The organism is Streptococcus sp. CF7_Ac1-12 (assembly GCF_024295905.1).
Classification (GTDB): Bacteria; Bacillota; Bacilli; order Lactobacillales; family Streptococcaceae; genus Streptococcus; species Streptococcus mitis_AP.
The window spans coordinates 25701-35148 of record NZ_JANCPG010000020.1; the positions used below are offsets into that span (position 1 = coordinate 25701).

The window sequence follows — 9448 nt, forward strand, 5'->3', positions numbered from 1 at the left end:
GATGACAAACTATTATGTGATTGGAGATGTTCACGGAAAAGCTGGGATGCTGGAAGACCTTCTCAAAACATGGGATGGTCAGACTCAGTTGCTCTTTCTAGGGGATTTGATTGACCGTGGTGAAGATAGTCGCCGTGTCCTAGAGATGGTTAAGGACTTGGTCGATAATCAAGGGGCAATCTGTTTGTCAGGAAACCACGAGTATATGTTTTTGACTTGGCTCGATAACCCAGAAGAAAGCTATGACCACTATCGACGCAATGGTGGAGATACAACCATTAACTCTATCCTAGGTCGTCCCTTGGATGCACCGGTTGATGGAGTAGAAGATGCCAAGCGTGTTGCTACTGAAGCAGCAGACTTGGTCGAATTTATTCGTCAAATGCCTTTTGTGGTAGAGACAGATAAGTATATCTTTGTTCACGCAGGTATTGATTTGACCTTGGATGACTGGCATGAAACCACAGATTACAAGAAAGTATGGCTTAGAAAACCATTCCACGAAGCAGAAAATCATACTGGAAAAACCATTGTCTTTGGCCATACACCAGTTTATGGTTTGTTAAAGCAAGAGCGTGGTACAGCTGAGCTTTGGACTACAGAAGATCGCAAGATTGGAATGGATGGAGGAGCTGTTTATGGTGGTGTCCTTCACGGGATTGTCTTTACAGACCAAGGAATGACAGAACACCACTTTATCGAAAATGACGGCTTTGTTGCTGAAGATTAGTACTCCTAGCAGGGTATGGTCTTGTCAAAATGTCAAAAACAATTTATAATAAATAGATACCCTGAAAGGAAGAGAATCATGAACTTAGAAGAATTGAAAAAACGACAGGAGAAGATCCGTAACTTCTCTATTATCGCCCATATTGACCATGGGAAATCAACTCTAGCAGACCGCATTTTGGAAAAAACAGAGACGGTTTCAAGTCGTGAAATGCAAGCACAGCTTTTGGATAGCATGGATTTAGAGCGAGAACGTGGGATTACCATTAAACTAAATGCTATCGAGCTGAATTATACTGCTAAAGATGGGGAAACTTATATTTTCCACTTGATTGACACGCCGGGGCACGTTGACTTTACCTATGAAGTTTCACGTTCGCTAGCTGCCTGTGAGGGGGCTATTTTGGTGGTTGATGCTGCCCAAGGGATTGAGGCTCAAACCCTTGCCAACGTTTATTTGGCCTTGGACAATGATTTGGAAATCATGCCAGTCATTAACAAAATTGACCTGCCTGCTGCAGATCCAGAGCGCGTGCGTACAGAGATTGAAGATGTCATTGGTTTGGATGCCAGTGAAGCAGTTTTGGCTTCTGCCAAGGCTGGTATCGGTATCGAGGAAATCCTTGAGCAAATCGTGGAAAAAGTGCCAGCGCCAACAGGTGATGTGACGGCGCCACTTAAGGCCTTGATTTTCGACTCAGTTTATGATGCTTATCGTGGGGTTATTCTCCAAGTTCGTGTTATGGACGGGGTGGTTAAACCTGGCGATAAGATTCAGCTCATGAGCAATGGCAAAACTTTTGATGTGACAGAAGTCGGTATTTTTACACCCAAAGCAGTTGGTCGTGATTTCCTTGCGACTGGTGACGTTGGTTATATTGCAGCTTCTATTAAGACGGTTCAGGATACGCGTGTGGGTGATACCGTTACCTTGGCAACCAATCCTGCGGCAGAGCCATTACATGGTTACAAGCAGATGAATCCTATGGTCTTTGCGGGTCTATATCCAATCGAATCAAACAAGTATAATGACCTTCGTGAAGCGCTTGAAAAATTGCAACTGAATGATGCCAGTCTTCAGTTTGAACCAGAAACATCGCAGGCCCTTGGATTTGGTTTCCGTTGTGGTTTCCTTGGACTTCTTCATATGGATGTTATCCAAGAGCGTTTGGAACGTGAGTTCAACATTGACCTCATCATGACAGCTCCATCTGTTATCTATAAGGTTAACTTGACCGACGGTGAGTCAATGGATGTGTCTAACCCATCTGAGTTTCCAGACCCAACTAAGATTGCGACCATTGAAGAGCCTTATGTTAAGGCGCAAATCATGGTACCTCAAGAGTTTGTTGGAGCAGTGATGGAATTGGCTCAGCGCAAGCGTGGAGACTTCGTGACTATGGATTATATTGATGATAACCGTGTTAATGTTATCTATCAAATTCCACTGGCTGAAATCGTCTTTGACTTCTTTGACAAGCTTAAGTCTTCGACACGTGGTTATGCAAGCTTTGACTACGAATTGTCAGAGTATCGTCCATCTAAGCTAGTGAAAATGGATATCCTTCTCAATGGAGACAAGGTGGATGCCCTTAGCTTCATCGTTCACAAGGATTTTGCTTACGAACGTGGAAAACTCATCGTTGATAAACTTAAGAAAATCATCCCTCGTCAACAATTTGAAGTACCAATCCAAGCAGCTATTGGACACAAGATTGTAGCTCGTACTGATATCAAGGCCCTTCGTAAGAACGTACTTGCTAAATGTTATGGTGGTGACGTTTCTCGTAAACGCAAACTCCTTGAAAAACAAAAAGCCGGTAAGAAACGTATGAAAGCTATCGGATCAGTAGAAGTTCCACAAGAAGCTTTCCTCAGCGTCTTGAGTATGGATGAAGAATAAGTTATCATAATTGTTTTTCTTGTTAATAGCAAAATATATAAGAATCAATAGTAAAGCAGGCTTAAATGGTCTGCTTTTTTTATTTCTAGAACAGAAAAAATGTTTGAAATGTTTGTTTATTTGTTTGTTTTTATGTAACAAACTATAAAAACAACAAAAATATAAAAAAAGAGACAAAAAACAACAGAAAATCATTGACAACGGTTTCATATAGTGTTATACTTATAGCATAAAGTTAATGGAAAGAAGGGAAAACCTTATGGGATTAGATCATTTCTTTGACAAAAACCTTGTGTTTTGCTTAGAAGCGGATAATCAAGAACATCTCTTTGATCAGGTTGCAACTTTATTGGAAGAACGAGAAATCGTAACTCCGACTTATCGTGAAGCCCTGATCACGCGTGAAAAGTCATTTCCAACTGGCTTAGATATGGAATTTTTGGGTAAGGATTTGCCGAATGTGGCTATTCCTCATACAGATATTGTTCATAATCTAGCTGAAAAAGTTGTGGTCGTTCGATTAGATAAACCTGTGACCTTCCACAATATGATTGCACCAGATAAGGAAGTAGAAGTATCTTTACTCTTCTTTATCATTAATAACTCAAGTTCAAGTCAAACAAACATTCTTGCTCAGTTGATGGACTTCTTTACTGGAAATGGTCATCTTGAAGACCTATCAAAAATTTCTGAACCAGAAGCCCTCTATGCTTATATCGCTGAAGCAATTGCTTAATCTTGTCTATTAAAAATATTAAATCGGAGGAAATCCATATGATTAAAATTCTTGCCGCCTGCGGTGCAGGTGTTAACTCAAGCCACCAAATTAAAAGTGCTCTTGAAGAAGAACTTTCAAACCGCGGTTTCGATGTTCACTGTGATGCAGTTATGGTCAAAGACGTTAACGAAGATCTTATCAAAGGTTATGACATCTTCACACCAATTGCTGCTACAGACCTTGGTTTTGACCCAGGTATTCCAGTTATCGAAGCAGGACCAATCTTATTCCGTATCCCAGCAATGAGTGCTCCAGTATTTGACAATATTGAAGCAGCTATCAAAGAACACGGGTTAAGCTAATTTTAATTTGTTAACATTCATATAACATAAAAAGGGAGGAACTGTTATGGATGCAATCTTTGACCTAATCAAAGAGGTTTTCACACCCGTCTTAGATATGGGTGGTCCTGTCATCATGTTGATCATTTTGACAATATTGGCTCTACTTTTTGGAGTGAAATTCTCCAAAGCGCTTGAAGGTGGTATCAAACTTGCCATCGCTCTTACAGGTATCGGTGCCATCATCGGTATGCTAAACACTGCTTTCTCAGCATCACTAGCAAAATTCGTTGAAAACACAGGTATCCAATTGAGTATTACTGACGTTGGTTGGGCACCACTTGCAACAATCACTTGGGGTTCTGCTTGGACACTATACTTCTTGCTTATCATGTTGATTGTCAACATAGTGATGCTAGCTATGAAGAAAACAGATACACTTGACGTTGATATCTTCGATATCTGGCACTTGTCTATCACAGGTCTTTTGATTAAATGGTATGCTGACAACAATGGTGTGAGCCAAGGGGTTTCACTCTTGATTGCTACAGCAGCTATCGTCCTTGTCGGTGTGTTGAAAATTATCAACTCTGACTTGATGAAACCTACATTTGATGACCTTCTTAATGCACCAAGTTCATCACCAATGACATCAACTCACATGAACTACATGATGAACCCAGTTATCATGGTTTTGGATAAGATTTTTGAAAAATTCTTCCCAGGTCTTGATAAATATGACTTTGATGCTGCTAAATTGAACAAGAAAATTGGTTTCTGGGGTTCTAAATTCTTTATCGGTTTCATTCTTGGTATCGTTATCGGTATTATGGGAACTCCACATCCAATTGCAGGTGTTGCCGATGCAGATAAATGGCGTCTTGTTATCAGAGGATGGTTGTCTCTTGGTTTGACTGCCGGTGTATCTTTGGAACTCTTCTCACTTATCGGTTCATGGTTCATCGCCGCTGTGGAACCTCTTTCACAAGGTATTACAAACGTTGCTACTAAACGTCTTCAAGGACGTAAATTCAACATCGGTCTTGACTGGCCATTCATCGCTGGTCGTGCTGAAATCTGGGCTTGTGCCAACGTACTTGCACCAATCATGTTGATTGAAGCTGTGCTTCTTTCAAAAGTCGGAAATGGTATCTTGCCACTTGCAGGTATCATCGCAATGGGTGTTACTCCAGCTCTCTTGGTTGTAACTCGTGGTAAATTGCTCCGTATGATTATCTTCGGAACTCTCTTGTTGCCACTCTTCCTTCTTTCAGGTACACTTATTGCACCATTTGCAACAGAACTTGCTAAAGGTGTAGGTGCCTTCCCAGCAGGTGTGAGTGAAACTCAATTGATTACTCACTCAACTCTTGAAGGACCAATCGAAAAACTTCTTGGTTGGACAATTGGTAACACTACAACTGGTGATGTCAAAGCAATCCTTGGTGCTGTAGTCTTCCTTGTATTCTATATCGGTATCTTTGCTTGGTACAGAAAACAAATGATCAAACGTAACGAAGAGTATGCAGCAAAAGCAAAATAATGCGCTCCTATAAAATGTAAATTGTTAAAGCTAGGTTGTCATTTTCCTGATAGGAGTGACAGCCTAGTTTTTTTATAAACTATCAAGAAATCGGAGAAAATAATGGTAATTGAATTAAAATCAGAACAATTAAGAGTTCAATTTAACAGTTTTGGTGGGGCTCTTTCTTCTATAAAAGATGCCGAGGGACTTGAGTATTTGTGGCAAGGGGATGCTACTTATTGGAGTGGGCAAGCTCCTGTTCTCTTTCCCATTTGTGGTTCATTAAGAGAGGATACAGCACTTTATATAGATGATAATGGACAAGAAAGTAAAGGAAAGATTCCTCGTCATGGTTTGGTTCGTAAGAAAGAATTTAAATTAGTTGAACAGACAGATAATAGTGTAACTTTTGCAATTGAAGACGATGAGAATAGTTATCAAAACTATCCTTATCATTTCCGACTAGAAATCACTTATATCCTTACTGGCAAGACAGTACGAACTCAATACAAGATTTTCAATAAAGAAACCAACAAGGTCATGCCTTACTTTATTGGTGGCCATCCAGGATTTAATTGTCCTCTACTTGATGATGAAATCTATGAAGATTATTATCTAGAGTTTGAGAAAGAAGAGACTTGCTCTGTTCCACGTCCTTTCCCAGAAACAGGTATGCTGGATTTTCAAGATAGAAGTCCATGGCTAGAGGGTCAAAAAGAAAAAGATCTTAATTATGATCTTTTCAGCACAGATGCAGTTACCTTAGATGAATTGCAATCTAGAACAATTGCCCTTCGTTCTCGTAAACATGATAAGGGATTGAAAGTGCACTTTGCAGAGTTTCCAAATATCATCATCTGGTCAACTTTGAATAAAGGTACTTTCATTGCTTTAGAACCATGGTCTGGCTTGTCAACATCCCTTGAAGAAGGAGATCATCTAGAAGATAAGAAGAATGTTCGTCTCCTAGAACCTGGTCAAGTGGATCAAATTGGTTTTGATATCGAAATTTTTTAGTTAAAAAAACACAAAAACAAACACTAACTGTTGACTTTTTTAGGAAATAGGAGTATATTATGTTTGTAAACAACAAATGATGTTTGTAACAAACAAATAATCACTTGTTATATTTTCTTTCGCGGAGAAGGATTATTTCTAGGAAACAGCTTTCCTAAACTTGAATAAGGTGTCATTCATCTCATTCAATCCAATTTGTCAATAAACTGCTAGAAAGTCTTTTGTAGGTCAAGTGCTAACTATAAAAGGTTTTACTAGCCTAGAAAAATAAAAAGGAGTATACAATATGTCTATTGTTATCGGTGCAGATGCTGCAGGTTTGAGATTGAAAGAAGTTGTGAAAGACTTCTTGGAAAAAGAAAACTTCCACGTTGTGGATGTTACAGCTGAAGGTCAAGACTTTGTTGATGTGACTCTTGCTGTTGCTGCAGAAGTAAACAAAGAAGAACAAAACCTTGGTATCGTGATTGATGCTTATGGTGCTGGTCCATTCATGGTTGCAACTAAAATCAAAGGAATGGTTGCTGCAGAAGTATCTGACGAACGTTCAGCTTATATGACTCGTGGCCACAACAACTCACGTATGATCACTATGGGTGCACAACTTGTCGGTGATGAATTGGCTAAAAACATCGCTAAAGGATTTGTTAACGGTAAATACGATGGTGGACGTCACCAAATTCGTGTCGACATGTTGAACAAAATGTGCTAATTAGATTACAGTAAGAAAGGTAAGTTAAAAATGAGAATTGCAATTGGATGTGACCACATCGTAACAGATGAAAAAATGGCGGTTTCAGAATTTTTGAAATCAAAAGGATATGAAGTCATTGACTTTGGTACATATGACCATACACGTACTCACTACCCAATCTTTGGTAAAAAAGTAGGGGAAGCTGTAACTAGCGGTCAAGCTGATCTTGGAGTATGTATCTGTGGTACTGGTGTTGGTATCAACAATGCTGTAAATAAAGTTCCAGGTGTCCGCTCTGCCTTGGTTCGTGATATGACAACAGCCCTTTATGCTAAAGAGCAATTGAACGCTAACGTTATCGGATTTGGTGGTAAGATTACTGGTGAATTGCTCATGTGTGATATCATTGAAGCTTTCATCCATGCTGAATACAAACCATCTGAAGAAAACAAGAAATTGATTGCGAAAATTGAACACCTTGAAAGTCACAATGCTCAACAAACAGACGCAAACTTCTTCACTGAATTCCTTGAAAAATGGGATCGCGGAGAATACCACGATTAAGAGGTGACTTATGATTTTAACAGTCACAATGAACCCATCCATTGATATTTCCTATCCCTTGGATGAGTTGAAGATTGATACTGTCAATCGTGTGGTGGATGTAACCAAAACAGCTGGTGGTAAGGGACTCAATGTTACCCGAGTACTTTCAGAATTTGGAGATTCTGTTCTTGCTACTGGTTTAGTTGGTGGTAAACTTGGTGAGTTTTTGGTTGAAAATATCGATGATCAAGTAAAGAAAGATTTCTTCTCAATTCAGGGAGAAACTCGTAACTGTATCGCTATTCTTCACGGAGACAACCAAACAGAAGTTCTTGAAAAAGGTCCTGAAGTATTGGAACAGGAAGGTCAAGACTTTTTGGAACATTTCAAAAAACTCTTGGAGTCAGTTGAAGTAGTAGCTATCTCAGGTAGTCTGCCAGCTGGTCTTCCAGTTGATTACTATGCGAGCTTGGTAGAACTTGCTAATCAAGCTGGCAAGCCTGTTGTCTTGGACTGCTCTGGTGCAGCACTTCAGGCTGTTCTTGAATCACCACATAAACCAACAGTCATCAAACCAAATAATGAGGAATTATCTCAACTTCTAGGAAGAGAAGTTTCTGAGGATTTGGATGAATTAAAAGAAGTTCTCCAAGAACCTTTGTTTGCAGGAATTGAGTGGATTATTGTTTCACTTGGTGCTAACGGTGCTTTTGCCAAACATGGCGACACTTTCTACAAGGTAGATATTCCTAGAATTCAGGTAGTCAACCCTGTCGGATCTGGAGATTCTACTGTGGCAGGAATTTCTTCAGGACTTCTTCATAAAGAATCGGATGCAGAACTCCTCATCAAGGCAAATGTCCTTGGTATGCTCAATGCTCAAGAAAAAATGACTGGTCATGTCAACATGGCTAACTATCAAGCTCTATATGATCAATTAAAAGTAAAAGAGGTATAAAATGGCTTTAACAGAACAAAAACGTGCACGCTTAGAAAAACTTTCTGATGAAAATGGTATCATCTCAGCTCTTGCATTTGACCAACGTGGTGCTTTGAAACGCCTTATGGCTCAACATCAAACAGAAGAACCAACTGTGGCTCAAATGGAAGAACTCAAAGTCTTGGTAGCAGATGAATTGACTAAATACGCTTCATCTATGCTTCTTGACCCTGAATATGGACTTCCAGCAACTAAAGCTCTTGATGAAAAAGCTGGTCTTCTCCTTGCTTATGAAAAAACAGGTTATGACACAACAAGTACAAAACGTTTGCCAGACTGCTTGGATGTTTGGTCTGCAAAACGTATTAAAGAAGAAGGTGCAGATGCAGTTAAATTCTTGCTTTACTATGATGTAGATAGCTCAGACGAACTTAACCAAGAAAAACAAGCTTACATCGAACGTATCGGTTCTGAGTGTGTGGCTGAAGATATCCCATTCTTCCTTGAAATTCTTGCTTACGATGAAAAAATTGCTGACGCAGGTTCTGTAGAATACGCGAAAGTAAAACCACACAAAGTTATCGGTGCTATGAAAGTCTTTTCAGACCCACGCTTTAACATTGATGTCTTGAAAGTAGAAGTTCCTGTTAACATTAAATATGTTGAAGGCTTCGCTGAAGGTGAAGTGGTTTATACACGTGAAGAAGCAGCAGCCTTCTTCAAAGCACAAGATGAAGCAACTAACTTGCCATACATCTACTTGAGTGCTGGTGTATCAGCTAAACTCTTCCAAGATACTCTTGTATTTGCCCATGAATCAGGTGCAAACTTTAACGGAGTTCTTTGTGGCCGTGCAACTTGGGCTGGATCAGTTGAAGCTTACATCAAAGATGGTGAAGCAGCAGCTCGCGAATGGCTACGCACAACTGGTTTTGAAAACATTGACGAACTCAATAAAGTTCTTCAAACAACAGCAACTTCATGGAAAGAGCGCGTATAAGCAAGTCCTCCTAGGTTAGGAACATGAATCTAAAA

The 9448-nt window shown here is 39.7% G+C and carries 10 protein-coding genes; all 10 read left to right on the top strand.

Going from position 1 to position 9448, the window contains the following annotated elements; all coding sequences use genetic code 11:
* Window position 1: 1 nt before the first annotated feature.
* Window positions 2-730 carry a metallophosphoesterase family protein gene (locus NMM17_RS08820; RefSeq protein WP_254754273.1) on the top strand — a complete coding sequence of 243 codons (729 nt, stop codon included), beginning with the start codon at window positions 2-4 and terminating at the stop codon, window positions 728-730.
* Window positions 731-808: 78 nt separating this feature from the next.
* Entirely contained in the window at window positions 809-2632 is a 1824-nt protein-coding gene (gene lepA, locus NMM17_RS08825) for a translation elongation factor 4 (RefSeq protein WP_001047207.1), read from the top strand.
* Window positions 2633-2891: 259 nt separating this feature from the next.
* Complete coding sequence (locus NMM17_RS08830; RefSeq protein WP_000521972.1) at window positions 2892-3368, top strand: PTS sugar transporter subunit IIA; 477 nt, start codon at window positions 2892-2894, stop codon at window positions 3366-3368.
* Between the two features lie 38 nt (window positions 3369-3406).
* Window positions 3407-3712, top strand: a complete 306-nt coding sequence (locus NMM17_RS08835; RefSeq protein ID WP_000590547.1) for a PTS sugar transporter subunit IIB — start codon at window positions 3407-3409, stop codon at window positions 3710-3712.
* A 46-nt stretch (window positions 3713-3758) separates the two neighbouring features.
* A complete protein-coding gene (locus tag NMM17_RS08840; protein ID WP_254754274.1) occupies window positions 3759-5234 on the top strand; it encodes a PTS galactitol transporter subunit IIC in 1476 nt (491 codons plus the stop codon).
* Window positions 5235-5336: 102 nt separating this feature from the next.
* Window positions 5337-6233 carry an aldose 1-epimerase family protein gene (locus NMM17_RS08845; protein WP_254754275.1) on the top strand — a complete coding sequence of 299 codons (897 nt, stop codon included), beginning with the start codon at window positions 5337-5339 and terminating at the stop codon, window positions 6231-6233.
* 286 nt (window positions 6234-6519) lie between these two features.
* On the top strand, window positions 6520-6945 hold the full coding sequence (lacA, locus tag NMM17_RS08850) for a galactose-6-phosphate isomerase subunit LacA (RefSeq protein ID WP_000029277.1): 426 nt from the start codon (window positions 6520-6522) through the stop codon (window positions 6943-6945).
* Between the two features lie 30 nt (window positions 6946-6975).
* On the top strand, window positions 6976-7491 hold the full coding sequence (lacB, locus tag NMM17_RS08855) for a galactose-6-phosphate isomerase subunit LacB (RefSeq protein WP_001216910.1): 516 nt from the start codon (window positions 6976-6978) through the stop codon (window positions 7489-7491).
* A gap of 10 nt (window positions 7492-7501) precedes the next feature.
* Window positions 7502-8431 (top strand): tagatose-6-phosphate kinase, encoded by a 930-nt coding sequence (locus NMM17_RS08860; protein ID WP_254754276.1) that lies wholly within the window; start codon window positions 7502-7504, stop codon window positions 8429-8431.
* A 1-nt stretch (window position 8432) separates the two neighbouring features.
* Window positions 8433-9413, top strand: coding sequence for a tagatose-bisphosphate aldolase (gene lacD, locus NMM17_RS08865; protein ID WP_001229114.1), 981 nt, complete (start codon window positions 8433-8435; stop codon window positions 9411-9413).
* Window positions 9414-9448 lie beyond the last annotated feature (35 nt).